This is a genomic window from Arenibacterium halophilum (assembly GCF_005938225.1).
Classification (GTDB): domain Bacteria; phylum Pseudomonadota; class Alphaproteobacteria; order Rhodobacterales; family Rhodobacteraceae; genus Arenibacterium; species Arenibacterium halophilum.
The window spans coordinates 1,227,408-1,251,239 of record NZ_VCPC01000002.1 but is presented as its reverse complement, the minus strand read 5'-3'; the positions used below and the strand labels follow the sequence as shown (position 1 = coordinate 1,251,239).

The following is a 23,832-nucleotide window of genomic DNA, read 5'->3' as shown; positions in this document are numbered from 1 at the left end:
GGTTACTCCCGGATCAGCCGCCCAGCGGGATGATCACAGCCACCCCGGCCGAACGTGTTTTCGCACCGCTCTCGTCCAGCAGGGCCAGCCCGCCGCTGAGGGTGATGTCGTTCTTGAACGTGTAATCCAGCCCAAGCGTATAGAACTTGTCCTTGCCGGTGCTGGTGATGTCGCGTTGGGTGTAAGACGCCGAGTAGGTCCAGTTGCCCATGCCATAGCTTGCGCCGAGCGTGGCGTAATCGGCATCGTCGGCCGTGCCGCCAAAGCCGTCGAAATGCGCCACTTCGGCCAGCAGCGACAGACCGTTGGCAAAGTCGTGGCTGACCCCGGCGACATAGCCGGTTTCGTCCTTCACGTCGCCCTGGCCCGCTTTCAGGTGGCGCGCGCCCAGCGTGACTGTGGTGGCGTCAAAGCTTTTGGACCATTGCAGCGCGACGTTGTTCAGCTTGCCGGTGTTGCCCGCGCCACCTGCGGTGGCAACGGTGCGTCCGCGACGGGCGCCAAAGCTATCCGACAGGCGCGTGTCATCGGCGTAGAACACTGCCAGCGACAGGGTGCCGGCCTCGGCCAGATCGACATCGACGGTGGTGCCGATGGCTTCGAACATTTCGTAGTCTTCGGCGATCGAGGTGCCGTAGAAGCCCGGCGTCGCATCCCACGCCGTGCCAAAGGCCGGTGCGACCTTGCCCAGCGAGATCACGACCGGATCAAAGTGGAACCGCAGCCCCAGCTCCGAGATATAGGCGCCCATGTCATCGAACGTCCGGTCCTGCACCAGCGGGCGGACGGATTCGGCGGTGATGGCGGCAAAGGCCGAGATTCGGTCGCTGAACCGGTATTCGGCCGAAAAATCGATGGTGGCGTAGGTATCGCTGACTTCCGCGCCCGGAACATCCGAGTCATAGGCGCTGTCATAGCCCAGCTCGATGGTGCCTTCCCAAGTGAACCTCTGCGTTTCTTGCGCCGCCAGCGCGGCTGGGCCGGCGCAGATCGCGGTTGCGCACAGCAGGGAGGAGGTGATCGTCTTCATTCAGGTCTTGTCTTTCAGGTAGGGCGGCCAGCGGGGATCGCTGGCCAGGGAGGAGAGTTTTATTCGAACACGGCCGTGGGGTTATCGAGGCTGTCAGAGCCTTCGAACGCGATCTGGTTCAGGTCGAGCGCCGTCACGATGCGCTCGATTGTACGGGTCTGGTCGATCAGCCCGTTGACGCCGCCCATCACCAGCGCCTCGCCTTTGGCGTTGCCCTGTTCCAGCATCATGTCATAGGCAAATCCGCCCTCGGCCGCCGATTTGATGTCACCCAACGCCTGCATGGTGGTGTCAAGCTTGGCGCGCATCTCGTCGTCCAGCGATGAATCGGTTTCGGCCACCAGATCGGCCAGTGACGCGCCTTTGATCATCGTCCCATCCGGGCGCGTATAGGCGCCAAGATAGACATTCTGCACGCCCAGCCCGTCGTAGTAGTGGCTGTTGTGGGTGTTGTCCGAGAAACAGTCGTGTTCTTCCTCGGGGTCGTTCAGCATCAGGCCCAGACGCATCCGTTCGCCCGCCTGTTCGCCATAAGACAGGCTGCCCATGCCGGTCAGCATCGCGACGATGCCCTGATCGGGGTTTTCGGTGACTGCGGCGCGCGCCTCGCCGCCTTCGGACCACGCGGCGGCCATCTCCTCCAGATCGGCCACCAACAGTTCGGTCACGGCCAGAAGATAGGCGGCCCGGCGGTCGCAGTTGCCGTTGGTGCAGTCGTCACCCTGCGCGTAATCGGTAAAGGGGCGATCGCCCGCACCGGCCTTGGTGCCGTTCAGATCCTGGCCCCACAGCAGGAATTCGATGGCGTGATAGCCGCGCGCCACGTTGGTTTCGATCCCGTCTGCCTCGTTCAGGGTCTCGGCGATCAGCTCGGGGGTGATCGTGCTGGCGTCCACTTCGGTTCCGGCGATGGTGATCGCGGGGTTGGCGATGATGTTCAGCGCCGCCAGTTCGTTGGCATCGGTCGGACCACCGTAGGAGGCATCGACATAATCAATCAGCCCCTCGTCCAGCGGCCACGCGTTCACCTTGCCTTCCCAGTCGTCCACGATCGGGTTGCCGAAACGGTACACCTCGGTCTGCTGATAGGGCACGCGCGCGTCGATCCAGGCAGCGCGGGCCGCTTTCAGAGTATCGTCCGAGGGCGACTCGACCAGCGCCTGAATCGCGGATTTCAGGGTTTGTGCGGTGGCCAGGCTGTCGGCGTATTTCGCGGCGGCAATATCGGCGTAGGTGGTGACGATGGCGGATTTGTCTGCGGCAAGCGCGGCCCCCGCAACAAGGGTCAGGGCGGTGGACGAGGCAAGAAGGGCGCGGCGCATGGAAACTCCAGTATTCGGTCGGAAAGGGGGCCGGAGGCAGCGCTCCGGATTTCCCGCATACCTGACTTATTTGCTGGGGTAAGTCAATTCCGACAATATCACTAAGTCTTTAATCCACCGTACGGTGCCTGTTGCCTGTGCGCTGTTACCTCGGCGCTTGGCGGCGTGGCATGGGCGTGGCACAAGGTAAGAAGAACGCAACGGGGGAGTGCCGATATGAGCGAAACCATCTACCTGCTGAACGGGCCGAACCTGAACCTGCTGGGGCAGCGCCAGCCCGAGATTTACGGCTATGACACGCTGGACGATGTCGAAAGCGCCTGCCGCGCGTTGCTGCCCGACGGGCTTGAGCTGATGGCGTTCCAGTCGAACCACGAAGGCGCGCTGATCGACACGATTCACGCCGCGCGGCAGGATGGCTGTGCCATTGTCATCAACCCCGGGGCATTCACACATACCTCGGTTGCTATTCTGGACGCGCTCAACGCTTTTGAGGGGATCGTGATCGAGGTGCACCTGTCAAATGTTCACAAGCGTGAAACATTCCGGCACCACTCTTACGTATCGCTCCGGGCGGATGGGGTGATCGCCGGGTTGGGGATTGAAGGATATGCCGCGGCGATCCGGCACATCCTGCGGCAGCTTGGAACGGACGATTAAGCGCGCAGGGGATGCCGCAGGCCCGGGCAGGCCAACGTGAGCACGCTTGGCGGTTGGGTGGTTTAGCCGCCCCAGCTGCGGACGACGCCGCAATCCATGTGGACGAAGTTCGAGCGGGAATAGCTGCCCACACCGCCCGCATGGCAGGCCGATGCTGCACGCGCCATCTGCCCGACCGACCGAGAGGCGAGCCGCAGGTCGGCCGCCTGGCCCTTCATATGCAGGGAATTCTTGGCAACCCCGCGCGAGCGTGACCGAAGCATCGCGTTGGTTTGCGGGCTGCGATAGCCCGACAACAGCATGTAGGGTTCGCTGACATCCATCAGGTTGTGCGCGGCGGTCATGATGTCGATGGTGCGCAGGTCGATGTCCATATGCAGGTCATTGCGCCAGTCGCGCATGAAATGCGTGATCTCCTTGCAGGCATCTTTGATGTATTTGCCTTCGATCCAGTACACCATGTCGATCCGTTCGCCGGTGCGGCCCGAATACATGCGGATGCGGCGAATATCGCCACCACCCCGAAGGAACCCGGCGGCCTTCGAAAACGTTGGAGCTGCGGTGAGGGCTGTTGCGGCGAAGGCACCCAGAAGGGCGCGGCGGGATAAACCCGCTTGCGAATCTGATGTCATTGGTCTGCGTTGTCCCGTACGCTGTTAGTCCTGCCTGCGTGCGACGTTGCACACGCATTGTTACATCCATCCCCAGATGTGCCTTGTATATTGCATAGCATGAATTTTCCGCCAACACCGGAATTGATCGTGTTTTAGGAACAATCGATTTTCGGCAAGTTCTTGCCAATCCTGCCCGATTTTGCGCCGGTGCGATGGAACCGCAACACCCGCGCCAGACATTAACGGAAAATTTGTGCCCCTACAGAATTGTGAATAGACAGTTCTTCGTGATAACGGAATTTTGGTTTCAAAGGCGAATTTCCGCGCAGTGATACGACATATTGAGGAAGGCCAGACTTATGCCCACAAAACTGACAACAGCCGTGCGGCGGGGCCTTGGCCTTGCTTCGGTGCTTGCCGTGATTGCGGGGCTCTCTGGCACGCCGGTTTCGGCGCAGGTGACGGCCTATAAACAGGCGGTGGCCGAGGCTGCTGCGGGCGTCGATGCGGTGGGTGAATATTACCGTTCCGTCAACTATGCCGCGTTGTGGACAGGCGAGGGCGCGGAATTTCGCGCACGGCGCGCGGCGCTGATCGACGCCCTGGAAAATGTCGAAGTTCATGGGCTTCCGGCGGGGCGCTACGATGTGGCCGGGCTGATGCGCCAGATGCGCGAGGCGCATACCACGCGCGATATCGGTATGGTCGAAGTTGCGCTGAGCAAAGCCTTTCTGCGGTATGCCCGCGACGTGCAGTCGGGCATGTTGACCCCGATCGAGATTGATCCGGGCCTTGTGCGCAAGGTCGAATACCGCGACGGCGCCACGCTTCTGCGCGGCCTTGCTGAAGGTGAACCCCGCGCCGTGTTCCGCGCGCTGCCGCCCACCAGCATGGAATATCGTATGCTGGTGAAGGAACGCCTGAAACTCCAGCAGACGGTCGCGAATGGCAGCTGGGGCCCGCGTGTGCCTGGCGGCAAGATGGAGCCGGGCGACAGTGGCGCGGGTGTCGTGGCGCTGCGCAACCGGCTGATCGCCATGGGCTATCTGGAACGCAGCCCCTCGCGCGATTACGACCCGGCGATGCAGCGCGCCGTGATGGAATTTCAGCAGGCGCATGGGCTTGAAACCGATGGCGTGGCCGGTGACGGCACCATCGAGGAAATCAACGTTTCGCCCGAGGAACGGCTGAAATCCGTGCTCGTCGCGATGGAACGGGAACGCTGGACCAACATGGACCGGGGCGAACGCCACATCCTTGTGAACCTTGCCGATTTCACCGCCAAGATCATCGACCATGGCGAGGTGACATTCCGCACCCGTTCGGTGATCGGAATGAACCGGCCCGACCGGCGCAGCCCCGAATTCTCGGACACGATGGAACATATGATCGTGAACCCGAGCTGGCATGTTCCGCGCTCGATCATCACCAAGGAATATCTGCCGCAATTGCAGCGGAACCCGAATTCCAATCGCCACCTGATCATCACCGACCGCTATGGCCGGCAGGTGGATCGCGCGAACACGGATTTCACGCAATTCTCGGCGCGGAATTTCCCGTTTTCGATGCGTCAGGCGCCCAGCAACAGCAATGCCCTGGGGTTGGTGAAGTTCATGTTCCCCAACAAGTACAACATCTATCTGCATGATACGCCTGCGAAAAACCTGTTCGCACGCGAAACCCGCGCATATTCGCACGGCTGTATCCGTCTGGCTGATCCGTTCGATTTTGCCTACGCGCTGCTGGCGAAGCAGGAAGCTGATCCGAAAGGATATTTCCAGCGCGTCCTGAAAACTGGTCGGGAAACCAAGATCGATCTGGTGACTCCGCTGCCGGTGCATCTGATCTATCGCACGGCGCTGATTTCGCCCAAGGGCCGCGCGGAATTCCGCCGCGATGTTTACGGGCGTGATGCCAAGATCTGGGAGGCGCTGAACCGCGCAGGGGTGGAACTCTCGGCGGTTCGCGGGTAACGCTGGGCCCCGTAACAAGCGGGGCCTTGCCATGAGTTTTACCGTTCAACAGATCGCAGAGGCACTTGGCGCGCAGGCGGCGGGTGACACGTCGATCACCATCACCGGCGCTGCCGAACCGGCAGATGCCCGGCCGACCGATCTGGCGCTGGCCTCGACCCCGGCCTATGCCGAAAAACTGGCGCTGGGTGCGGCCCGGGCGGCGATGCTGTGGCAGGGCGCAGATTGGCAGGCGCTGGGGCTTAAGGCGGCGATCTTTGCGCCGCGCCCGCGCATGGCAATGTCGGGTCTGACGGCCAAGCTGGACCCCGGGCAAGGCTTTGGAGAGGGAATCCACCCCTCGGCGGTCATCGACACGACCGCCACGATTGCCCCCGGCGTCAGCGTCGGGCCGTTTACGGTGATCGGCGCTCAAGTTGAAATTGGCGAAGGATCGGTTATCGGGCCGCAGTGCTTCATTGGCCAAGGTGCGCGCATCGGGCCAAACGCCTATCTGCGTGACAAGGTCAGCATCGGCGCGCGTTGCACCATTGGCGCGCGGTTCATCGCCCAACCGGGCGCGGTGATCGGAGGCGACGGGTTTTCCTTTGTCACGCCAGAAGTGTCGGGGGTTGAAATGGCCCGCAAGACTCTGGGTGATCAGGGTGATGCGGCGGCTCAGGCCTGGGCGCGTATCCATTCGCTTGGCGCCGTCACAATCGGGGACGATGTCGAGGTTGGCGCGCTGGTGACCATCGACAGCGGCACCATCCGCGACACGGTGATCGGGTCCGGCAGCAAGCTGGATAGCCAGGTTCATGTGGGCCATAACGTTCGCATTGGGCGTGACTGCCTGTTGTGCGGCCAGGCCGGGATCGCCGGGTCTACCGTGCTGGGCGACAATGTCGTGCTGGGCGGTCAGGCCGGTGTGTCGGACAACCTCAAGATCGGCAACAGCGTGATTGCGACGGGAGGCACCAAGATCCTGTCGAACGTGCCGGACGGGCGCGTGATGATGGGCTTTCCGGCGGTGAAAATGGACACCCATACCGAAATGTACAAGGCCAGCCGCCGCCTGCCGCGTCTTGCGCGCGACGTCGATGCGCTCAAGAAAAAGGCGGTTTCCAAAGACGGTCCGAGTGATTAAATCGGCATCAGGCAACACAACGGGAGCTTGGGGATGAGCATTCAGGACCGTGTCATCGCCATCATCGCCGAACAGGCGGTGTTGGAGCCATCTGACGTCACCATGGACAGCACGCTGGAAGACCTCGGCATCGATAGCCTTGGCCTGGTTGAAAGCATCTTTGCCATTGAAGAGGAGTTCGACATTTCGATCCCCTTCAACGCAAACGACCCGTCGTCGGGCGATTTCGATATCTCCAATGTGGCGGCGATTGTCGGGGGCATCCAATCCCTGATGGCGGAAAAGGCGTGATCGCCACAGGCGGTTCGGGACGGCAATGAAAAGAGTTGTGATTACCGGCGCAGGGACAATCAACGCCCTGGGTCATGACGTGCCACAAACGCTTGAGGCGATGCGCGAAGGCCGGTGCGGCATTGGCCCGCTGGAGTTTCGCGATGTAGACCGTCTGGCGATCAAGATCGGCGGTCAGGTGCGCGATTTTGAAACCGAAGGCCGGTTCAACCGCCAGCAGATGACATTGTATGATCGGTTTACCCAGTTCACGCTTTGCGCGGCGGAAGAGGCGATTGCCCAGTCCGGGCTGGAGTTCCACGGCGATCTGGCGGCGCGCTCGGGCGTGGTGCTGGGCACCGCCGGGGGCGGCGTCAGCACCTGGGATGACAATTACCGCAGCGTCTATGAGGACGGCAAAAACCGCGTGCATCCCTTTGTGGTGCCCAAGCTGATGAACAACGCCGCCGCCAGCCACGTTTCGATGCAATACAACCTCAAGGGCCCGACGTTCACGGTGTCGACGGCCTGTGCGTCCTCGAACCACGCGATGGCGCAGGCGTTCGCGATGGTGCGCTCGGGCATGGCGCCCGCGATGATCACCGGCGGGTCGGAATCGATGCTGTGCTTTGGCGGGGTCAAGGCGTGGGAAGGGCTGCGGGTGATGTCGAAAGACGCCTGCCGCCCGTTCAGCCTTGGCCGCAACGGCATGGTGCAGGGCGAAGGCGCCGGGGTCTTTGTGTTCGAGGAATACGAACGCGCCCGTGCGCGTGGCGCCGAGATTCTCTGCGAGGTGATCGGGTTTGCCATGTCCTCGGATGCGGCAGACATCGTGATGCCGTCAAAACAGGGCGCGGCGCGGGCCATGGCCGGGGCGCTGGCCGATGCGGGTGTGAACCGCGACAGTGTGGGGTACATCAACGCCCATGGCACCGGTACCGCCGCCAACGACAAGACGGAATGCGCCGCCGTGGCCGATGTGTTCGGCCCCCATGCCGACCGGCTGATGATTTCGTCCACCAAGTCGATGCACGGCCACCTGATCGGCGGCACCGGCGCGGTCGAACTTCTGGCGTGCATCATGGCGCTGCGCGACGGGGTGATCGCCCCGACAATTGGCTACGAAGAACCCGATCCGGAATGCGCGTTGGATGTTGTACCGAACGAGGCGCGCGAAGCGGACGTATCTGTCTGCCTTTCGAACGCCTTTGCCTTTGGCGGGCTAAATGCTGTGCTGGCGCTGCGCCGGATCTGATTTTGTTAAGTTTTGGCGGGAACCCGATGACCTGACCCGCGTTCCATTCCTGACTCATGTGGCAAGAATTCGCTCATGAGGGTGTCAGGAAAGGTACGAGTATCATGTTCAGGTCTGTCTCGATCGCATCGTTTTTCGTCATTGCCGCAACCGCAGCCCAAGCCGACTGTCTCACGGCTGCGACGGGTGCTGGTTGCGGAATGGCTCTTTCGTCAACGTCCGGGGTCAAGACGGTCGAAGCCGTATCGACCTCACCCCGCTATGACGTGGGCGATCATCTGCCGCGCGGGCAATACTATATGCTGATGAACCGCAGCTACTACGGCCTGCCGCCGATTGATGGCTACTGGCGGTACTACGAGGTGGAAAACCGCGTACTGAAGGTGCATCCCGATACGTTGGAAGTTCTGGGCGATGCCACAGGGCTGACCAACGCGGCCTTCTAATCGGGCTGCAACCGCCCCGGCCATAAGGCAGGGGCGGTGCAAGTATTCTACGCGGCCGAGCGGCCCCGGTTCGATTTGGCGCGACGCGGACGGCCGGATTTCGCGCCGGCATTTGCCCCCGCAGGCTTTCCACCTGCATGGGCGGGCTTACCCCCACCGCGGTTCTGTCCTTGGCCTTGTTTCTGACCGGGTTTGCCTCCGGGGCGGCGGCGTGACGGCCCGGCGCGACGCCCGGCAGGCTTAGCCTCCTCCATCGGTTCCCATGCACGGCCCGAGGCGACGGGAATGGTGATCCCCATGACCTTCTGGATGGCCTTCAACTCGCCCATTTCATCCGGTGCGCAGAAGGCAATCGCCGCCCCATCCCGGCCCGCACGTGCGGTACGCCCGATCCGGTGTACATAGTTTTCCGGCACATTGGGCAGGTCAAAGTTGTAGACGTGCTTCACATCGGGAATGTCCAGCCCGCGCGCGGCCACATCGGTCGCCACCAGCACCTTGATATCGCCCGCGCGGAACGCGGCAAGCGCGCGATCACGCTGGCCCTGGCTTTTGTTACCGTGGATCGAGGCGGCGGCAAAGCCTTTCGATTCCAACGTCTTCATCAGCTTTTCCGACCCGTGCTTGGTGCGGCCGAAGACCAGCGCCAGTTCATCCCGGTGGGTATCCAGCAGCTCGATCAGCAGCGAAGTCTTTTCCGCCTTGGCGATGAAATGCACTGCCTGCGTCACCTTGTCGGCCGCCTTGCCCGGAGGCGAGACCTCGATGCGGATCGGACTTTTCAGATAGCTTTGCGCCAGTTCGTTCATCTGCTTGGGCATCGTGGCCGAAAACAGCATGGTCTGGCGTTCGCTGGGCAGCATTTCCGCGATCTTGCGCAGCGCGTGGATGAACCCAAGGTCCAGCATCTGGTCGGCTTCGTCCAGCACCAGGAAATCGCAGGATTCCAGTGTTAGCGCGTTGCGCTCCAGCAGGTCGATCAGGCGGCCCGGGGTGGCGACCAGAATGTCGGTGCCGCGTTCCAGGCGCTTGATCTGGGCGCCGATGGACTGGCCGCCCACGACCATGCCCACCTTCATCGGGGTGTCTTCGCACAGGCCGCGCAGATGCACTGAAATCTGCCCGGCCAATTCGCGCGTGGGTGCCAGAATCAGACCCCGCACGGTGTGTTTTTCAGGTTTCTTGCCGTATTCCAGCATCCGCGCCACCAGTGGCACACCGAATGCGGCCGTTTTGCCCGTGCCTGTCTGGGCAAGGCCCATCACATCGCGCCCGTTCAGCGCGTGCGGAATGGATTGCGCCTGGATCGGCGTCGGTTCGGCAATGCCCATGGCGGCAAGGCGCGCCACCAGTTTCGCGGGCAGGCCCATCATGTCAAAGTCGCTCAAAGTCTTTCCTTTGTCTGTCCGACGCAAACAACGCCGGTTGGCCCGACCGATATGGCGGGCGATTGGGGGCGCGTCTCCTCGGGCCTGAGGGCAGGGTGCCGCTCTGGCCGGATCGGCGCTTTGCCCCACGCGTGATTTTGGGAACAGGTCGTCTATGATACTGGTTCGGACGGCCCCGTTTCGGGGCAAGGGCCATCGGCCCGGAAATGTCGCAGCTCACGCGGCACGAAACCAGTGTTGGCCTCCATGTGAATGCTGCGCGTGCAAAAGTCAACCGTTCTGGCTGCAGGCCGGGCTTGCGTTGCGGGAAAACCCGCTGGCAGGATGGCCCTGTTCACGGTAAACCGAAAACCCTGAATCACGGACGGACGGGACATGGCGGAATCAATCATCGCACGCTGCGAGGCGAAGGGCCTGCGCATGACCGGCCAGCGGCGCACCATTGCGCAGGTTCTGGAGGACAGCAGCGACCACCCCGACGTGGAAGAGCTGTATGCGCGCGCCAGCAAGCTGGATTCGGCGATTTCCATCGCCACCGTCTATCGTACCGTCAAGCTGTTCGAAGAGGCCGGGATTCTGGAGCGGCTGGAATTTGGCGACGGGCGGGCGCGTTACGAAGATGCGGAACGTGACCATCACGACCATCTGATCGACATGCATTCCGGCGAGGTGATCGAATTTGTCGATCCAGAGATCGAGGCCTTGCAGGAAAAGATCGCCGCCAAGCTGGGATATCACCTGCGCGGTCACCGGATGGAGCTGTACGGCGTGCCGATCAAGAAGTCCTAAGCCTGCGGTGCTGCGCCGGTCCGGTTGCTGCGCGCATGGCTGAGTGGAATAAGCACCGTCAGCATCAACAGTCGCAGCACATGGCAGGCCGCAACGAATCCGGGGCTGGCCCCCAGCGCAGTGCCCAGCGCAATCATCGTCTCCAGCCCGCCGGGCGCGAATGCGGTCAGCACGTGCGCCACGGGAAAGCCCAATGCAGCCGCCACGGGCAAGGCCGCCGCCAGCGCGACGGCTGCGGAAATCACCGTAGCCGCCAACCCGGCCAAGGCCGATTCCCGCAGGCTGCGCAGGGTCATGCCCGCAAAGCGCGCGCCGATCAGCGTGCCAAGCACCAGAAAGGCGGGCGTCACCAGTTCAACCGGCATCGTCCCCGGAGCGACGTTGGTCAGGTGTCCCACCCCTGAAACGGCCATCGGCCCCAGAAGCAGCGGCGCAGGCAGACGCAACCGGCGAAACACCAGCCCCGCAGCCACACCCACCACGACCATAACCACCAGCTGGATCACCCCCATCGGCGGTGCCGATCCAATCGCCCCGAGCGCATCAACGCGCAGCCCCAGCGCCAGCGCCAGAAACGGCACGATCAGCGTCAGCGCCAGGATCCGGATGGCCTGCACCACGGCAACCCGCCCGATATCGGCCCCCGAATCCGCTGCAAGGCTCATCACGAAGCTGAGGTGCCCGGGCGCCGAGGCCAGCACCGCCGAGCGCGCATCAAAACCAAAGACCCGCACCAGCACCCATTTGCACAGGAACAGCGTAATCATGAGCGAGATGAACAGCGCCACGAAGGCCAGCGGCCAGCGCACAATCGCGGCTCCGGCGTCGCTGTCGAGCCCGGCCCCGATACTTAGCCCCAGCACCACGAAACAGCAGTTGCGCAGCCAGTCAGCCAGTCCGACGCGCACTTGCGCCAACGCCGCGATGCTGACGGCACAGGCCGGCCCCAGCAGCAACGGCACCGGAATATGCGCCCAGGTGCCGATTGCAGCCCCCAAAGCGCCAATCGCCAGGGTCAGCGCGGTCACGCGCAGGTCGGCGGCAAATTTTCCCGAAATCATGGTGCTCTGCTATCACCGCCGCGTGCCTTTCGCAACTATATGCGCAAGTCATGCTTTGTTTCGGCGCTAACGTCTCGATGCCCCCCTTTCCCTGCCGCGATGCGCTGGGTAAGAGGCTGGGGAACCTTTAAAACCAAGGACGTACCATGAGCACGATCATCGATATTCACGCCCGCGAAATCCTTGACAGCCGGGGCAATCCCACCGTCGAGGTCGACGTGATCCTGGAAGACGGCACCATGGGCCGCGCTGCCGTGCCGTCGGGGGCGTCAACCGGCGCTTATGAGGCGGTGGAGAAGCGCGATGGCGACAAATCCCGCTATATGGGGAAAGGCGTGCTCGAAGCCGTGGCCGCCGTGAACGGCGAAATCGCCGAGGCCCTGGCCGGGTTCGACGCGACCGAGCAGGAATCCATCGACGCTGCGATGATCGAGCTGGACGGGACCGACAACAAGGGCCGTCTGGGCGCCAACGCGATCCTTGGCGTGTCGCTGGCCGTGGCGAAGGCGGCGGCCGATTTCACGACCCAGCCGCTTTATCGCTATGTGGGCGGCACGTCGGCCCGCGTGTTGCCGGTGCCGATGATGAACATCATCAACGGCGGCGAACATGCCGACAACCCGATCGACATCCAGGAATTCATGATCATGCCGGTGGCCGCCGACACGATCCGCGATGCCGTGCGCATGGGGTCCGAGGTGTTTCACACGCTGAAAAAGGAACTCTCGGCTGCGGGCATGTCGACGGGCCTGGGCGACGAAGGTGGCTTTGCTCCCGAACTTGGCAGCACCCGCGACGCGCTGGATTTCATCCTGCGCTCGATCGAAAAGGCTGGGTACACACCGGGCGATGACATCCACCTCGCGCTGGATTGCGCGGCAACGGAATACTTCAAGGACGGCAAATACGTCCTGTCCGGCGAAGGCAAAACACTCAGCCCCGAGGAAAACGCCGACTACCTCGCCGCGCTGGTCGCCGACTACCCGATCATCTCGATCGAGGACGGGATGAGCGAAGACGATTGGGACGGCTGGAAGGCGCTGACCGACCGGCTGGGCAACAAGGTGCAGCTGGTCGGCGACGATCTGTTCGTCACCAACCCGGAGCGCCTTGCAATGGGAATCGAGCGCGGCTGCGCCAACTCGATGCTGGTCAAGGTGAACCAGATCGGCTCGCTCTCGGAAACGCTGCGCGCGGTCGAAATGGCGCATCGCGCCCGCTATACCAACGTGATGAGCCATCGCTCCGGCGAAACCGAGGATGCGACGATTGCGGATCTGGCGGTTGCCACCAATTGTGGCCAGATCAAAACCGGCTCCTTGGCGCGCTCGGACCGGCTGGCCAAATACAACCAGCTGATCCGCATTGAAGAAGCGCTTGGCGAAAGCGCCATCTACGCGGGCCGCTCGATCCTCCGCTAAGCGGGCACGGGGACCCGCCTATTTTCATCCTTGCACGGATTTCCATGCGACTTGCATGAAAATCCGTGCAAGTGGCATGGAATCTCGCGTTGTTGACACGAAATTGCCGCATTTTAACGGCAGGCCACTGGGCACGGCCCGGGATGCCCTTGGGTCAATTTCATGACGGTTCCTTGGTAAATGTCCCTCGATTTTCCATTTGACGATTATGGCCTTACTCCGAAATCGGCAGATCTGTCGCAGGTATCAGGCCGTCGGGACCTTGCGGTAAAGGCCATTCTTGCCTGGCTCGACGCGCAGCCGCAAAGCCTGTGGATGCATTACCTGCGAAGCCGCACGTTCGACCCGGCGACGCTGGATCGAGAGATCGGGATTCGCCTTGCCACGCATCCGTCGCTCGACAGTGCCAATGCCAGGTTGCTGTTCTGGAAATTGTTTCGCCACTATCCCTATTTTGGTGCGCGATCGGAACAAACACGCCTCGGCAGCGGCCACGCCGCACTGGAAATGTCGCTGACCACGCTCGCAGGCCGGATCGCATGTAGCCAGCTTGATCCAAGTCGCCTCGAACTCAGCGCAGGTGAACTGCGCAGTGCGCTCACCGCATTTGAAATCGCGCGCACCAAGGCACGGGCCCGTGGCTGGCGCCGGAGTGCCGCGCCCTTTGCGATTCCCGACACGCTGTTCCAACCGCATCGGGGTAGACCGGCCGCCGTGCCAGACAGCTTTCCCGAGCCGTCCGATCCGGCGCAGGCGGCTCTGGTTATGGCCCACTCGGGCTTTTCCATGTCTGATATCAAAGCAAGCAACCAATCCGCTATCGCTCTCAAACGGCAAGGACGTCGCTGGAACACGCTGATCCTGACAGCCCTGGCTATCGCGCTTGGGACGGTGGCGTTTTCCATGCATAGCACCGGGCTGATCTGATCTTGCACGAATACGAAAACGCCGACGCGATATCCTGCGCCGGCGTTCATCAATTTCGGGCATTCTTTGGGGCCGAATATCCCGGGGGAACCCCGCAAGGGGTGGGGGCAGAGCCCCCCCGATACGGCCTCTATTATGCGCAAGGCGCCGTGTAATAGGTGCCGTCGCCACGCGAATAAGCACAGGTACGGCTCGCCGAGTTCTGAGCAACCATTGTGCCGGCTGCCGCGCCACCCAAGGCCGCGATCAGCGTCCAATCGTCATCGGCCTCCAGCACGTCGGCGGCGATCAGCCCGGCTGCGGCGCCCCCGGCCACGCCTGCAACGGTGCGCTGATCGGCTGTCATCGTGTCACAGGCCGACAGAAACATGGCGGATCCGGCAAGCAGGCTGATGATGGTGGTTTTCATTCTCTGTCTCCAATTCTTGTTCCCCGTCCCGTGTCAGGACGCTTGGCCGCGTTGCGCCATGCGCCTGCGGACTGAGGGGCAAACGCTGCGTGTCCGTTTCGGGTTCCAGAAAGAATGTCCAAGACGGCAGGAACCTGCCAAACGGTGTCAGAGCACCCGTGTCATAAGCCGATAGCCATCGCGGGTTCGAAAACCGGTACGCTCGTAAAGCGACTGTGCCGTGGCATTGTCTGCGGCCACCTCCAGATGAATCGCCTTCATCCCGGCTTCGGCCAGCGCCTTGGGCAGCGCCAGCAAAACCTCGGTTGCAATGCCACGCCCGCGCACGGCGGGGCGCAGATACAGCTCGTCAACGAAGCCGTCCATGCCGCCGAATTCCACAGACCAGCCGAAGGAGACAATCACGTAGCCCACCGGCGCCCGGGCGGGGCCAAGCAGATAGGCCGCCCCATGCGGGATCCCGTTCAGCAGCGGGGCCAGACCATTGGTTCGCGCCTCGTCGCTGATCTCGATTCCGGATTCCGCGTGAAAGGCAGCAACCAGCGCCGACAGCTTGGGCAGGTCGTCGCTTTTGGCCAGGTGCAGGGCGGTTGTCATGGGCGGCTCCGGTCGGGCAGTGGATTGAGGCGCCTTGGTAGGGACGCGGGGCAGGGGATGCAACCCATGCAGCCGCAGGGCCTTGCTGTGGCTGCGGCTGCCGGGCATTGTCGCGCCGATGAGCAAAGCGATCTACATTCACGCGGGCGCGCACAGAACGGGTAGCAGTTCGTTCCAATCGTGCCTGCATCACAACCGTGACACGCTGGCTGCGCGTGGATTTGACGTGGCCTATCCCGGGCGTGACGGGGTGCCGCGCGGGCGGCTTCGTCTGCGGCTTCCGGCGTTGCGCCATGGCGAAAACCGGCTTGCGGGGTTCGCCGAAGATCTGCGCGGACATCTTCAAAGGCTCTCGCCCGACCCGGGTCGCGCATTGATCCTGTCCGAGGAAAACATCGTGGGCCGGATGCTGCACTTCAGCCACGGGCAGTTTTACCCGGTGGCTGAAAAGCGCATCGCGACGCTGGCCCGCGCGCTGGAGGCGCCGCCGCGTGCCGTGCTGCTGGTGGTGCGGCCCTACGCGGGGCTTTACGTTTCGGCCTGGCGCAAACGGGCCGAGGATACCGCCGCCGCGCCTTTTTCCGAAACCGTCCAGCACCTGATGGCGATGGATCGCGGTTGGCCGGATATCATCACCGCCCTGCGCGACGGGTTGCGCCCCGAACGGCTGATCGTGGTGGATTATGCGCAGCGCGGGGAAAGCCGCGGCTTGCTGCACCGCCTGCTGCCCGAGGTGCCGCGCGACGACCTCGCCGAACCCGACCGCCAGATCAACATCAGCGCCACCGACGCCGCCTTGCGGGCGCTGCAAAAGCGGTTGCACGCGGGTGAGACACTGGCCCGGCCCGACTGGCAGGCCGTGATAGCAGACCACGCCCAAGACACGCGTGACCTTGGCCTGACCGTGCTTACCGCAGATCAGAAACGGGTTTTGAACGACAGATACGCCTCCGATCTGGATCGCATCCGCGCGCTGCCCGGTGTTCTCTTCGCCTAACCGGCCTTCTCGTCGGCTTTCACCGCATCCCACAGCGCGTCCATCTCGGCCAGATCACTCTGGGCCGGGGTTTTGCCCATCGCGGCCAGCCGCGCCTCGACACCTTCGAACCGGCGGGTGAACTTGGCATTGGCGCGGCGCAGGGCCTGTTCAGGGTCCAGCCCCAGGTGGCGGCCAAGGTTCGCCATCACGAACAACAGGTCGCCGAATTCCTCTTCGATCTCGTCCGGACCCAGCGTATCGCGCGCCTCGACCAGCTCGGCGCTTTCTTCGCGGATCTTGTCGATCACATGGCTGGCGTCGGGCCAGTCGAAGCCAACACGGGCAGCGCGTTTCTGCAATTTCAGCGCGCGCAGCAGGGCAGGCAGGTTCGGCGCCACCCCATCCAGCGTGCCGCCCTGCGCCTTGCCCGCCCGTTCCGCCGCTTTGATGCGCTCCCAATCGCGGGTCTGGTCCTCGGCCGATTTGTCGCGGCTGTCCTCGCCGAACACATGCGGGTGCCGCGCCACCATCTTGTCGGAAATCGCGCGCACCACCGATTGAAAGGTGAAGTGCCCGGCCTCTTCGCCCATCTGCGTGTGATAGACCGTCTGCAACAGCAGATCGCCCAGCTCTCCCTCCAGCTCGGTCCAGTCTGAACGTTCGATGGCATCGGCGACCTCGTAGGCCTCTTCGATGGTGTAGGGCGCGATAGAAGCGAAATCCTGCTCGATATCCCAGGGGCATCCGGTTTCGGGATCACGCAGGCGGCGCATGATTTCCAGCAGGCGTTCGATTCCGGCCGTGGCATCATGTATCAGGGCATCATCCGGCATTGCGGGCGTCTCCTTTCCGGTGTCAGATGGAGCAATGGACAGGCCGGCAAAGGAGTTGCAAGACATGCCCGTTGTCAACCGGATTGCAGAATTTTCTACCGATATGGCGCAGTGGCGCCAACATCTGCATCAACATCCCGAGCTTGGGCAGGACTGTCACGAAACGGCGGAATTCGTCGCGGCGCGGCTGGCCGAATTCGGTGTAGACGAAATTCACCGGGGCATTGCCAAGACGGGTATCGTGGCGATCATCTACGGGCAGGGCGAAGGGCCGACCATCGGGCTGCGCGCCGATATGGATGCGCTGCCCATCGTCGAGGCGACGGGGCTGGCCTATGCCAGCGCCACGCCGGGGCGGATGCACGCCTGCGGCCATGACGGGCATACAGCGATGCTGCTGGGTGCGGCGAAATACCTGGCCGAGACGCGCAATTTCGCGGGCCGGGTCGCGCTGATCTTCCAACCGGCCGAGGAAACCGGCGGCGGGGCCGAGCTGATGGTGCAGGAAGGCGTGATGGAGCGGTTCGACATTGCCCGCGTCTTTGCAATGCACAACACGCCCAATGCGGAAGAGGGCAGCGTGATGACGGCGCCGGGGCCGGTGATGGCGGCGGTGGACGCGTTTCACGTCCATATTCGCGGGCAGGGCGGCCATGGCGCCGCGCCCCATATGACTCGCGATCCGATCATGGCCGCCGTCGCGATTGCACAGGCCATCCAGACCATCGTGAGCCGCAACAGCTATGCACTGGATGATCTGGTGATCTCGGTCACGCAGATTCACGCGGGCACCACCGACAACGTGATCCCCGATACTGCCTATATCAACGGCACCGTGCGCACCTTCGATCCGGTCGTGCAGCAGATGGTGCGCGACCGTCTGGCCCAGATCGTCGAGGGGCAGGGCGCCAGTTTCGGTGTCGCGGCCGAGCTGGTCTACGAGGTCGGCTATCCCGCCACGGTCAACGACGCCAAGGCGACGGAATTCGCGGCCAGTATCGCGCGCGAAGTGGTGGGCGACGCCCGCGTGAACGCCAATGTCACCCGCAAGATGGGGGCCGAGGATTTCGCCTATATGTTGAACGCGCGGCCCGGAGCCTACCTGTTCCTGGGGCAGGGGCCTAGCGCGGGGCTGCATCACCCCGAGTACAACTTCAACGACGATGTCGCCCCGGTCGGCGCTTCGCTGTTTGCGCGGCTGGTCGAACGGGCCCAGCCGATGGCGGCGCGCTGATGGCACTGGAAGACGCGAAAACCCAGGTCGATCAGGCCTTTACGCGGGACGACCCACGCGGCGCGAGTTTCGAGAACGCCTTTGGCGGTGCCACGTCGTTCCTGCGCCGCCGCTATACCAAGGATCTGAATGGCGTCGATATCGCCGTGACCGGCGTGCCCTTCGATCAGGCGGTGACGAACCGGCCCGGCACCCGGCTTGGCCCCCGCGCCATCCGCGAGGCAAGCGCGTTGCAGGCGTTCGATCCGCCCTATGGCTGGGAGTTCGACGTTCTGGCGGAACGCACCATCGTCGATTACGGCGATCTGGCGTTCGATTACGCGGATGTGCCCGCCTTCCCCGAGCGGCTGAAGGCCCATATCGCCGGGATTCTTGCCGCCGACGTGGCGCCGGTGACGCTGGGCGGCGATCACTACATCAGCTTTCCGATCCTGCGCGCCATGGCCGAGAAATACGGGCCTCTCTCGCTGATCCAGTTCGATGCTCATACCGACACCTGGCCCGATGACGACATGACTCGCGTGGACCACGGCACGATGTTCTACAAGGCGGTGAAATCGGGCATCGTGGACCCTGCACGCTCGGTCCAGATCGGCATTCGTACGGTGAACGAAGACCCGCTGGGCGTCACCATCATCGACGCGCGCGAGGTGCACCGCAGCACCCCCGAGGCGGTGGCCCAGCAGGTTCACGCCATCGTCGGGCAATCGCCCGCCTATCTGACCTTCGATATCGACGCGCTGGATCCGGCCTTCGCGCCCGGCACCGGCACGCCGGTCTGGGGCGGGCTGGCCAGCTGGCAGGCGGCGGCGATCCTTCGGGCACTCGCCGGCATCAACATTCGAGGCGGCGATGTGGTCGAGGTATCGCCGCCCTTTGACACCACTGGCGCCACCGCCATCGCGGGCGCCCATGTGGCGACGGAAATTCTGTGCCTGCTGGGCCACCGGATGCGAGGCGGCGTGGCATGAGCGAGTTCAACCAGCCGATCAGCGGCAACGAACTGGCGCGGTTTTCCGGGCCGAACACCTTCATGCGGCTGCCGCAGGCGCGGTCTTTCGACGGGCTGGACGTGGCGTTCCTGGGCATTCCGATGGATATCGGCACCTCGTGGCGGTCGGGCACCCGGTTCGGGCCGAAACAGATCAGGGCCGAAAGCGCGATGATCCGGCCCTATAACATGGCCACCGGGGCTGCACCGTTTGATCATCTGCAAGTGGCCGACATTGGCGATCTGGCGATCAACACGTTTTCGCTGGCCGACAGCCTGCGCATCATCCGCGAAACCTATGGGGCGATCCTTCAGCACGATCTGATCCCGATGGCGATGGGCGGCGATCATTCGATCACCCTGCCGATTCTGCGCGCCATCGCGGCCAAACATGGCCCCGTGGCGCTGGTGCATGTGGACGCCCATGCCGATGTGAACGACGACATGTTCGGCGAAAAGGAAACCCACGGCACCGTGTTCCGCCGCGCGCAGGAAGAAGGGCTGCTGCAATCCGACAAGGTGTACCAGATCGGGCTGCGCGGCACCGGCTATGCCGCCACCGATTTCACCGAGGCGCAGGGCTGGGGGTTTCAGGTGTTCCAGGCCCATGAACTCTGGGGCCGTGGGCTGGACCAGCTGGGCGCCGAAATCCGGCGCGACATTGGCCCGGAACGGCCCGTTTATATCACCTACGATATCGACAGCCTCGATCCGGCTTATGCGCCCGGCACCGGCACGCCCGAAATCGGCGGGTTGACCACGCCACAGGCGCTGCAATTGATCCGTGCGTTGCGGGGGCTTAACATCGTCGGCTGCGATTTGGTCGAAGTTTCGCCGCCCTACGACCCTTCCGGGAATACGGCTCTGACCGGCGCGAATCTGCTGTACGAACTGCTGTGCGTCCTGCCGGGCGTTACGCCGCACTGACAAACGGGATTGCGGTTGCCATCTTGAAGGGAATGACCGCGATCGAAGTGAAACGGGTATGAGCCGGATCCTGATGTTGGCCTGGATTGTTCTGTGTGTAGTGGTGGTGGCCGTGGGCTATGTCCGGCTGGTGCCGACGCGCGCGGCCGATTGGCATATTCCGCTGGACGAACAGGCGCGCGCGGGTACATGGCGCGAGCTGCCCGCCGGCCCCGACACGCTGGAACAGCTGGACGTGATCGCCCGCGCCACGCCGCGCACCCGCGTTCTGGCCGGCTCTCTGACCGAGGGGCGCTATACCTACATCACCCGCTCGGCCATCATCGGCTTTCCCGATTTCACCACGGTGGAGCAACAGGATGCGGTGGTGCGCATACATGCCCGCCAGCGGTTCGGCAGCTCAGACCTTGGGGTGAATGCCGCCCGAGTCGATGGATGGCTGCAGGCTTTGCAGGCGCGATGACAGGCACCCCTTCTGCACCTCGCGCCACATCGGCACGTTCAGCGACATCTGGCATTGCGCCATGAACATCCGCCCATCCACCTGAAGGCAGATGGTTTCGCCCAGCTCGACCCGGGCGCCCGAGGTATCGGTGCAAAAGCAATCCTGGACCTTGCCGCCGGGGCCGACAACATCGGCGCAAGCGGGCGAAGCGATCAGCGCAAAGGCGGCCAGGATGCGGGTCATGTCCCGATCCTAGCACACGCCGGGCCTTGACCAAAGCGCCGGTTTGTCCGACACCGCAAAAATGGTTCCCGAAGAGCGCCTTGAACAGATTTTCCAACGCTTCCAGTATCTGGAGGCCGCCATGTCCGATGGCCGTGGCGATATTGCCAAGCTGGCGCGCGAATATTCCGCGCTGAAGCCGGTTGTCGAACAGATCGGTGAATGGCGCACCCTGCGCGACGACATGGCCGAGGCCAAGGCGATGCTGGCCGACCCCGACATGAAGGAACTGGCCGAGGAAGAGCTGCCGCGCCTGCGTGCCCGCCTGCCAGAGGTGGAACACGCCCTGCAACTGGCGCTGCTGCCCCGCGACGAGGCCGACGTGCGCCCCGCCATCCTTGAAATCCGCCCCGGAACCGGCGGAGACGAGGCCGCGCTTTTTGCGGCCGACCTGCTGCGCATGTACCACCGCTATGCCGAGGCGCGCGGCTGGTCGCTCGACATCATCGAGGAACAGGCGACCGAGTTGGGTGGCATCAAGGAGGTGGTCGCCCATATCAAGGGCGACAACGTGTTCGCCCGGCTGAAATACGAAAGCGGCGTGCACCGGGTCCAGCGCGTGCCCAGCACCGAAAGCGGCGGGCGCATCCATACCTCGGCCGCCACGGTCGCCGTGCTGCCCGAGGCCGAAGACGTGGATATCCAGATCGACGCGAATGACCTGCGCATCGATACCATGCGCAGCTCGGGCGCGGGCGGGCAGCATGTGAACACTACCGATTCGGCAGTGCGCATCACCCACATTCCGACCGGTCTGGTCGTGACCAGTTCGGAAAAATCCCAGCACCGCAACCGCGAGATTGCGATGCAGGTGCTGAAGACGCGGCTCTATGATCTGGAGCGTCAACGGGTCGACAGCGAACGCTCGGCCAACCGCGCGGCGCAGGTTGGCAGCGGTGACCGGTCGGAACGGATCCGCACCTACAACTTCCCGCAGGGCCGCATGACGGATCACCGTATCAACCTGACGCTGTACAAACTCGATCAGGTGATGCAGGGCGATCTGGACGACATTATCGACGCTCTGATCGCGGACGGTCAGGCGCGGATGCTTGCGGACATGGGGCAGTGAGCCCGGGCGCCCTGACCGCAGGGCAGGCCCTTGCGGCGGCGGCTGCACGTCTGCGGGCTGCCGGAGTCGACTCGCCCGCCCGCGATGCTCGGCTTTTGCTGGCGCACGCGGCCCGAATCGATGCCGCCCGGATCACCCTGATCGCCCCGGAAGAGCTGACCCACGACATCGCCGAGCGGTTTGACCGCCTGATTGCCCTGCGCGCCGTGCGCGTCCCGGTGTCGCACCTTGTTGGCGAACGCGCCTTCTATGGCCGCCGCTTCAAGGTCGGTCCCGAGGTGCTGGACCCGCGACCCGAAACCGAAACCCTGATCGAGGCGGCGCTGGCCGAGCCCTTTGCGCGCGTGCTGGATCTGGGCACCGGATCGGGTTGTATCCTTGTGACCCTGCTGGCCGAACGGCTTGATGTCACCGGCATCGGTGTCGACCTGTCCGAAGCCGCCTGCCTCCAGGCCAGCGCCAACGCCGTGCTGCACGATGTCCAGGCCCGTGCTGATATCCGCCAATCGGACTGGTTTGCCGAAATCAAAGGCCAATTCGATCTGATCGTCTCGAATCCGCCCTATGTCGCGCTGGATGAATGGGACAGCCTGTCGCGCGACGTGCGCGAGCATGAACCCCGCCTTGCGCTGACCGACGAAGGCGACGGCCTTGGCGCCTATCGCCGCATTGCCGCAGGGGTGCGCCCCCATCTGGCCCCGGGCGGCCGGCTTCTGCTGGAAATCGGCCCCACCCAGGCCCGCGCCGTCTGCGCCTTGCTGGAACAGGCCGGATTTGCAACGCCTGCAGTACTGCATGATCTGGACGGTCGTGACAGGGTTATCGTCGCTCGGATCTGATCCGCGTCGGCCATCCGGTACTTTCCAGCAAAAAATGGCGAAAATCCGCGACAGGCCCTTGTCAGAAGGACAAGAACATGGTTTCTCGTACCCGTCGCCGTTGTGGAGCTGTTGCAGCTCCCGGTGACGCCAAGCCCAAAAGTCGAAGCTGCGATATCATCAGAGCGCAAGAGGCGCGAAAGCGGAGCACACGACAGCGAGTATAAGGCTGACACCAAGTCAATGAGATCATCTAAATCCCGTTCGCGTTCCAAATCCAACCGCAACCGTCCGAATTCCGGCGGCAACGTTGTCAACCGCGTGTTCGACAGCTCGGGCCCCGAAGGCAAGGTGCGCGGAACGCCACAGCAGATTATCGAAAAGTACAACCAGCTTGCCCGCGACGCGCAATTGTCGAACGACCGCGTGGCAACCGAAAACTTTCAGCAGCACGCGGAACATTATCTTCGCCTGCTCAGCAGCGCCCAGCGTGAAATCCACCAGCGCCGCGAGGAACAGGAACGCCAGAACCGCGAACGTCAGGCCGAACGTGACCGTGACCGCGATCGCAACGATCGGCAGGACAACGCGCCTGCGCGTGCGCAAGAGTCCTCGGATCCTGGAACCTCACCGCAGCCTGACGTGATCGACCTTGCATCGGAAGACACGTCCGACTCGAACCTTGTCACCACGCCCGAGAGCGCCGAAAAGCCGGCTGAAATCGCCGAAAAGGCTGACAAGCCCGCCCGCAAACCCCGCGCCCGCAAACCTGCGGCCCCCAAGGCGCCGAAAGAACCGGGCGAAAAGCCAAGCCGGGCGAAAGCGGCCAAGCCGTCTCAGGAAAATACTGGCGAATCCTCGGACGAGAGCGGCCCGGCAGAAGCCGCCGAGTAAACGCACGCGGGGTCCATCCGGCCCCGACATTATTGCTTCTTCGGGGTAAAAATATCCCGGGGGAGTCCG

26 protein-coding genes are annotated in these 23,832 nt (G+C 63.4%); 17 read left to right on the top strand and 9 right to left on the bottom strand.

The window, feature by feature from the left end; all coding sequences use genetic code 11:
• Positions 1-13 precede the first annotated feature (13 nt).
• Complete coding sequence (locus FGK64_RS12725; RefSeq protein WP_138864146.1) at positions 14-1,030, bottom strand: porin family protein; 1,017 nt, start codon at positions 1,028-1,030, stop codon at positions 14-16.
• Between the two features lie 59 nt (positions 1,031-1,089).
• A complete protein-coding gene (locus FGK64_RS12720) occupies positions 1,090-2,352 on the bottom strand; it encodes an imelysin family protein (protein WP_138864145.1) in 1,263 nt (420 codons plus the stop codon).
• A 216-nt stretch (positions 2,353-2,568) separates the two neighbouring features.
• Between FGK64_RS12720 and aroQ the strand changes: the two genes are divergently transcribed.
• The gene (aroQ, locus tag FGK64_RS12715) at positions 2,569-3,012 is read left to right on the top strand and encodes a type II 3-dehydroquinate dehydratase (RefSeq protein ID WP_138864144.1); all 444 of its coding nucleotides are present in this window, start codon (positions 2,569-2,571) and stop codon (positions 3,010-3,012) included.
• A 62-nt stretch (positions 3,013-3,074) separates the two neighbouring features.
• On the opposite strand, the gene mepK is transcribed toward aroQ, so the two are convergent.
• On the bottom strand, positions 3,075-3,644 hold the full coding sequence (gene mepK / locus FGK64_RS12710; protein WP_138864143.1) for a peptidoglycan L,D-endopeptidase MepK: 570 nt from the start codon (positions 3,642-3,644) through the stop codon (positions 3,075-3,077).
• Between the two features lie 341 nt (positions 3,645-3,985).
• Here mepK and FGK64_RS12705 point away from each other — a divergent pair, with 341 nt between their 5' ends.
• The 5 genes from FGK64_RS12705 to FGK64_RS12685 all read left to right on the top strand — a co-directional run bounded on the left by FGK64_RS12705 (position 3,986) and on the right by FGK64_RS12685 (position 8,696).
• Positions 3,986-5,599: a L,D-transpeptidase family protein gene (locus FGK64_RS12705; protein ID WP_138864142.1), complete on the top strand. Its 1,614-nt coding sequence runs from the start codon at positions 3,986-3,988 to the stop codon at positions 5,597-5,599.
• A gap of 31 nt (positions 5,600-5,630) precedes the next feature.
• Positions 5,631-6,725 carry a UDP-3-O-(3-hydroxymyristoyl)glucosamine N-acyltransferase gene (gene lpxD / locus FGK64_RS12700; RefSeq protein ID WP_138864141.1) on the top strand — a complete coding sequence of 365 codons (1,095 nt, stop codon included), beginning with the start codon at positions 5,631-5,633 and terminating at the stop codon, positions 6,723-6,725.
• Between the two features lie 33 nt (positions 6,726-6,758).
• The gene (locus tag FGK64_RS12695) at positions 6,759-7,016 is read left to right on the top strand and encodes an acyl carrier protein (RefSeq protein ID WP_138864140.1); all 258 of its coding nucleotides are present in this window, start codon (positions 6,759-6,761) and stop codon (positions 7,014-7,016) included.
• 25 nt (positions 7,017-7,041) lie between these two features.
• A complete protein-coding gene (locus FGK64_RS12690) occupies positions 7,042-8,250 on the top strand; it encodes a beta-ketoacyl-[acyl-carrier-protein] synthase family protein (protein WP_138864139.1) in 1,209 nt (402 codons plus the stop codon).
• Between the two features lie 200 nt (positions 8,251-8,450).
• Positions 8,451-8,696, top strand: coding sequence for a hypothetical protein (locus tag FGK64_RS12685; RefSeq protein WP_138864138.1), 246 nt, complete (start codon positions 8,451-8,453; stop codon positions 8,694-8,696).
• A gap of 47 nt (positions 8,697-8,743) precedes the next feature.
• On the opposite strand, the gene FGK64_RS12680 is transcribed toward FGK64_RS12685, so the two are convergent.
• Positions 8,744-10,084, bottom strand: a complete 1,341-nt coding sequence (locus FGK64_RS12680) for a DEAD/DEAH box helicase (protein WP_246057748.1) — start codon at positions 10,082-10,084, stop codon at positions 8,744-8,746.
• Between the two features lie 375 nt (positions 10,085-10,459).
• Here FGK64_RS12680 and FGK64_RS12675 point away from each other — a divergent pair, with 375 nt between their 5' ends.
• On the top strand, positions 10,460-10,873 hold the full coding sequence (locus tag FGK64_RS12675; RefSeq protein WP_138864137.1) for a Fur family transcriptional regulator: 414 nt from the start codon (positions 10,460-10,462) through the stop codon (positions 10,871-10,873).
• Here the strand turns inward: FGK64_RS12675 and FGK64_RS12670 are convergent.
• Complete coding sequence (locus tag FGK64_RS12670; protein WP_138864136.1) at positions 10,870-11,934, bottom strand: AbrB family transcriptional regulator; 1,065 nt, start codon at positions 11,932-11,934, stop codon at positions 10,870-10,872. The two genes, FGK64_RS12675 and FGK64_RS12670, sit on opposite strands and share 4 nt — an antisense overlap.
• 146 nt (positions 11,935-12,080) lie before the next feature.
• On the opposite strand from FGK64_RS12670, the gene eno reads away from it, so the two are divergent.
• Both eno and FGK64_RS12660 read left to right on the top strand, forming a co-directional pair.
• Complete coding sequence (gene eno, locus FGK64_RS12665; protein ID WP_138864135.1) at positions 12,081-13,355, top strand: phosphopyruvate hydratase; 1,275 nt, start codon at positions 12,081-12,083, stop codon at positions 13,353-13,355.
• A 180-nt stretch (positions 13,356-13,535) separates the two neighbouring features.
• Positions 13,536-14,282: a hypothetical protein gene (locus FGK64_RS12660; RefSeq protein WP_138864134.1), complete on the top strand. Its 747-nt coding sequence runs from the start codon at positions 13,536-13,538 to the stop codon at positions 14,280-14,282.
• Between the two features lie 133 nt (positions 14,283-14,415).
• Here FGK64_RS12660 and FGK64_RS12655 read toward each other — a convergent pair whose 3' ends face one another.
• Both FGK64_RS12655 and FGK64_RS12650 read right to left on the bottom strand, forming a co-directional pair.
• Positions 14,416-14,691 carry a glucose-6-phosphate isomerase gene (locus FGK64_RS12655; protein ID WP_138864133.1) on the bottom strand — a complete coding sequence of 92 codons (276 nt, stop codon included), beginning with the start codon at positions 14,689-14,691 and terminating at the stop codon, positions 14,416-14,418.
• 147 nt (positions 14,692-14,838) lie between these two features.
• Positions 14,839-15,288, bottom strand: a complete 450-nt coding sequence (locus FGK64_RS12650; protein WP_138864132.1) for a GNAT family N-acetyltransferase — start codon at positions 15,286-15,288, stop codon at positions 14,839-14,841.
• A 118-nt stretch (positions 15,289-15,406) separates the two neighbouring features.
• Here FGK64_RS12650 and FGK64_RS12645 point away from each other — a divergent pair, with 118 nt between their 5' ends.
• Positions 15,407-16,285, top strand: coding sequence for a hypothetical protein (locus FGK64_RS12645; protein WP_138864131.1), 879 nt, complete (start codon positions 15,407-15,409; stop codon positions 16,283-16,285).
• Here FGK64_RS12645 and mazG read toward each other — a convergent pair.
• Positions 16,282-17,100 carry a nucleoside triphosphate pyrophosphohydrolase gene (mazG, locus tag FGK64_RS12640; RefSeq protein ID WP_138864130.1) on the bottom strand — a complete coding sequence of 273 codons (819 nt, stop codon included), beginning with the start codon at positions 17,098-17,100 and terminating at the stop codon, positions 16,282-16,284. The genes FGK64_RS12645 and mazG overlap by 4 nt on opposite strands.
• A 64-nt stretch (positions 17,101-17,164) precedes the next feature.
• On the opposite strand from mazG, the gene FGK64_RS12635 reads away from it, so the two are divergent.
• The 4 genes from FGK64_RS12635 to FGK64_RS12620 are packed head-to-tail and all read left to right on the top strand — an operon-like array spanning position 17,165 to position 20,715.
• The gene (locus FGK64_RS12635) at positions 17,165-18,334 is read left to right on the top strand and encodes a M20 aminoacylase family protein (protein WP_138864129.1); all 1,170 of its coding nucleotides are present in this window, start codon (positions 17,165-17,167) and stop codon (positions 18,332-18,334) included.
• Positions 18,334-19,305, top strand: coding sequence for an agmatinase (speB, locus tag FGK64_RS12630; protein WP_138864128.1), 972 nt, complete (start codon positions 18,334-18,336; stop codon positions 19,303-19,305). The genes FGK64_RS12635 and speB (FGK64_RS12630) overlap by 1 nt, the downstream gene beginning before the upstream one ends.
• Positions 19,302-20,252 (top strand): agmatinase, encoded by a 951-nt coding sequence (gene speB, locus FGK64_RS12625; protein WP_138864127.1) that lies wholly within the window; start codon positions 19,302-19,304, stop codon positions 20,250-20,252. Before speB (FGK64_RS12630) ends, speB (FGK64_RS12625) begins: the two co-directional genes overlap by 4 nt.
• A gap of 58 nt (positions 20,253-20,310) precedes the next feature.
• Positions 20,311-20,715 carry a DUF1499 domain-containing protein gene (locus FGK64_RS12620; RefSeq protein WP_138864126.1) on the top strand — a complete coding sequence of 135 codons (405 nt, stop codon included), beginning with the start codon at positions 20,311-20,313 and terminating at the stop codon, positions 20,713-20,715.
• On the opposite strand, the gene FGK64_RS12615 is transcribed toward FGK64_RS12620, so the two are convergent.
• The gene (locus FGK64_RS12615) at positions 20,653-20,940 is read right to left on the bottom strand and encodes a hypothetical protein (protein ID WP_138864125.1); all 288 of its coding nucleotides are present in this window, start codon (positions 20,938-20,940) and stop codon (positions 20,653-20,655) included. The genes FGK64_RS12620 and FGK64_RS12615 overlap by 63 nt on opposite strands.
• A gap of 61 nt (positions 20,941-21,001) precedes the next feature.
• On the opposite strand from FGK64_RS12615, the gene prfA reads away from it, so the two are divergent.
• The 3 genes from prfA (at position 21,002) to FGK64_RS12600 (ending at position 23,763) form a co-directional block, all read left to right on the top strand.
• Positions 21,002-22,051 carry a peptide chain release factor 1 gene (gene prfA / locus FGK64_RS12610; protein WP_138864124.1) on the top strand — a complete coding sequence of 350 codons (1,050 nt, stop codon included), beginning with the start codon at positions 21,002-21,004 and terminating at the stop codon, positions 22,049-22,051.
• Positions 22,048-22,890 (top strand): peptide chain release factor N(5)-glutamine methyltransferase, encoded by an 843-nt coding sequence (gene prmC, locus FGK64_RS12605; protein ID WP_138864123.1) that lies wholly within the window; start codon positions 22,048-22,050, stop codon positions 22,888-22,890. Before prfA ends, prmC begins: the two co-directional genes overlap by 4 nt.
• A 222-nt stretch (positions 22,891-23,112) precedes the next feature.
• Complete coding sequence (locus FGK64_RS12600; protein ID WP_138864122.1) at positions 23,113-23,763, top strand: DUF4167 domain-containing protein; 651 nt, start codon at positions 23,113-23,115, stop codon at positions 23,761-23,763.
• Positions 23,764-23,832 lie beyond the last annotated feature (69 nt).

Excerpts from the sequence above, each read along its gene's own strand:
- speB (WP_138864127.1), top strand. The coding sequence starts at position 19,302 with ATGAGCGAGTTCAACCAGCCGATCAGCGGCAACGAACTGGCGCGGTTT.
- mazG (WP_138864130.1), bottom strand. The coding sequence starts at position 17,100 with ATGCCGGATGATGCCCTGATACATGATGCCACGGCCGGAATCGAACGC.
- FGK64_RS12725 (WP_138864146.1), bottom strand. The coding sequence starts at position 1,030 with ATGAAGACGATCACCTCCTCCCTGCTGTGCGCAACCGCGATCTGCGCC.
- FGK64_RS12690 (WP_138864139.1), top strand. The coding sequence starts at position 7,042 with ATGAAAAGAGTTGTGATTACCGGCGCAGGGACAATCAACGCCCTGGGT.
- FGK64_RS12645 (WP_138864131.1), top strand. The coding sequence starts at position 15,407 with ATGAGCAAAGCGATCTACATTCACGCGGGCGCGCACAGAACGGGTAGC.
- FGK64_RS12660 (WP_138864134.1), top strand. The coding sequence starts at position 13,536 with ATGTCCCTCGATTTTCCATTTGACGATTATGGCCTTACTCCGAAATCG.
- mepK (WP_138864143.1), bottom strand. The coding sequence starts at position 3,644 with ATGACATCAGATTCGCAAGCGGGTTTATCCCGCCGCGCCCTTCTGGGT.
- FGK64_RS12705 (WP_138864142.1), top strand. The coding sequence starts at position 3,986 with ATGCCCACAAAACTGACAACAGCCGTGCGGCGGGGCCTTGGCCTTGCT.
- FGK64_RS12615 (WP_138864125.1), bottom strand. The coding sequence starts at position 20,940 with ATGACCCGCATCCTGGCCGCCTTTGCGCTGATCGCTTCGCCCGCTTGC.
- FGK64_RS12695 (WP_138864140.1), top strand. The coding sequence starts at position 6,759 with ATGAGCATTCAGGACCGTGTCATCGCCATCATCGCCGAACAGGCGGTG.
- FGK64_RS12685 (WP_138864138.1), top strand. The coding sequence starts at position 8,451 with ATGGCTCTTTCGTCAACGTCCGGGGTCAAGACGGTCGAAGCCGTATCG.
- lpxD (WP_138864141.1), top strand. The coding sequence starts at position 5,631 with ATGAGTTTTACCGTTCAACAGATCGCAGAGGCACTTGGCGCGCAGGCG.
- FGK64_RS12650 (WP_138864132.1), bottom strand. The coding sequence starts at position 15,288 with ATGACAACCGCCCTGCACCTGGCCAAAAGCGACGACCTGCCCAAGCTG.
- FGK64_RS12635 (WP_138864129.1), top strand. The coding sequence starts at position 17,165 with ATGCCCGTTGTCAACCGGATTGCAGAATTTTCTACCGATATGGCGCAG.
- speB (WP_138864128.1), top strand. The coding sequence starts at position 18,334 with ATGGCACTGGAAGACGCGAAAACCCAGGTCGATCAGGCCTTTACGCGG.
- aroQ (WP_138864144.1), top strand. The coding sequence starts at position 2,569 with ATGAGCGAAACCATCTACCTGCTGAACGGGCCGAACCTGAACCTGCTG.
- prfA (WP_138864124.1), top strand. The coding sequence starts at position 21,002 with ATGGTTCCCGAAGAGCGCCTTGAACAGATTTTCCAACGCTTCCAGTAT.
- FGK64_RS12675 (WP_138864137.1), top strand. The coding sequence starts at position 10,460 with ATGGCGGAATCAATCATCGCACGCTGCGAGGCGAAGGGCCTGCGCATG.
- eno (WP_138864135.1), top strand. The coding sequence starts at position 12,081 with ATGAGCACGATCATCGATATTCACGCCCGCGAAATCCTTGACAGCCGG.
- FGK64_RS12655 (WP_138864133.1), bottom strand. The coding sequence starts at position 14,691 with ATGAAAACCACCATCATCAGCCTGCTTGCCGGATCCGCCATGTTTCTG.
- FGK64_RS12720 (WP_138864145.1), bottom strand. The coding sequence starts at position 2,352 with ATGCGCCGCGCCCTTCTTGCCTCGTCCACCGCCCTGACCCTTGTTGCG.
- FGK64_RS12600 (WP_138864122.1), top strand. The coding sequence starts at position 23,113 with ATGAGATCATCTAAATCCCGTTCGCGTTCCAAATCCAACCGCAACCGT.
- FGK64_RS12620 (WP_138864126.1), top strand. The coding sequence starts at position 20,311 with ATGAGCCGGATCCTGATGTTGGCCTGGATTGTTCTGTGTGTAGTGGTG.
- FGK64_RS12670 (WP_138864136.1), bottom strand. The coding sequence starts at position 11,934 with ATGATTTCGGGAAAATTTGCCGCCGACCTGCGCGTGACCGCGCTGACC.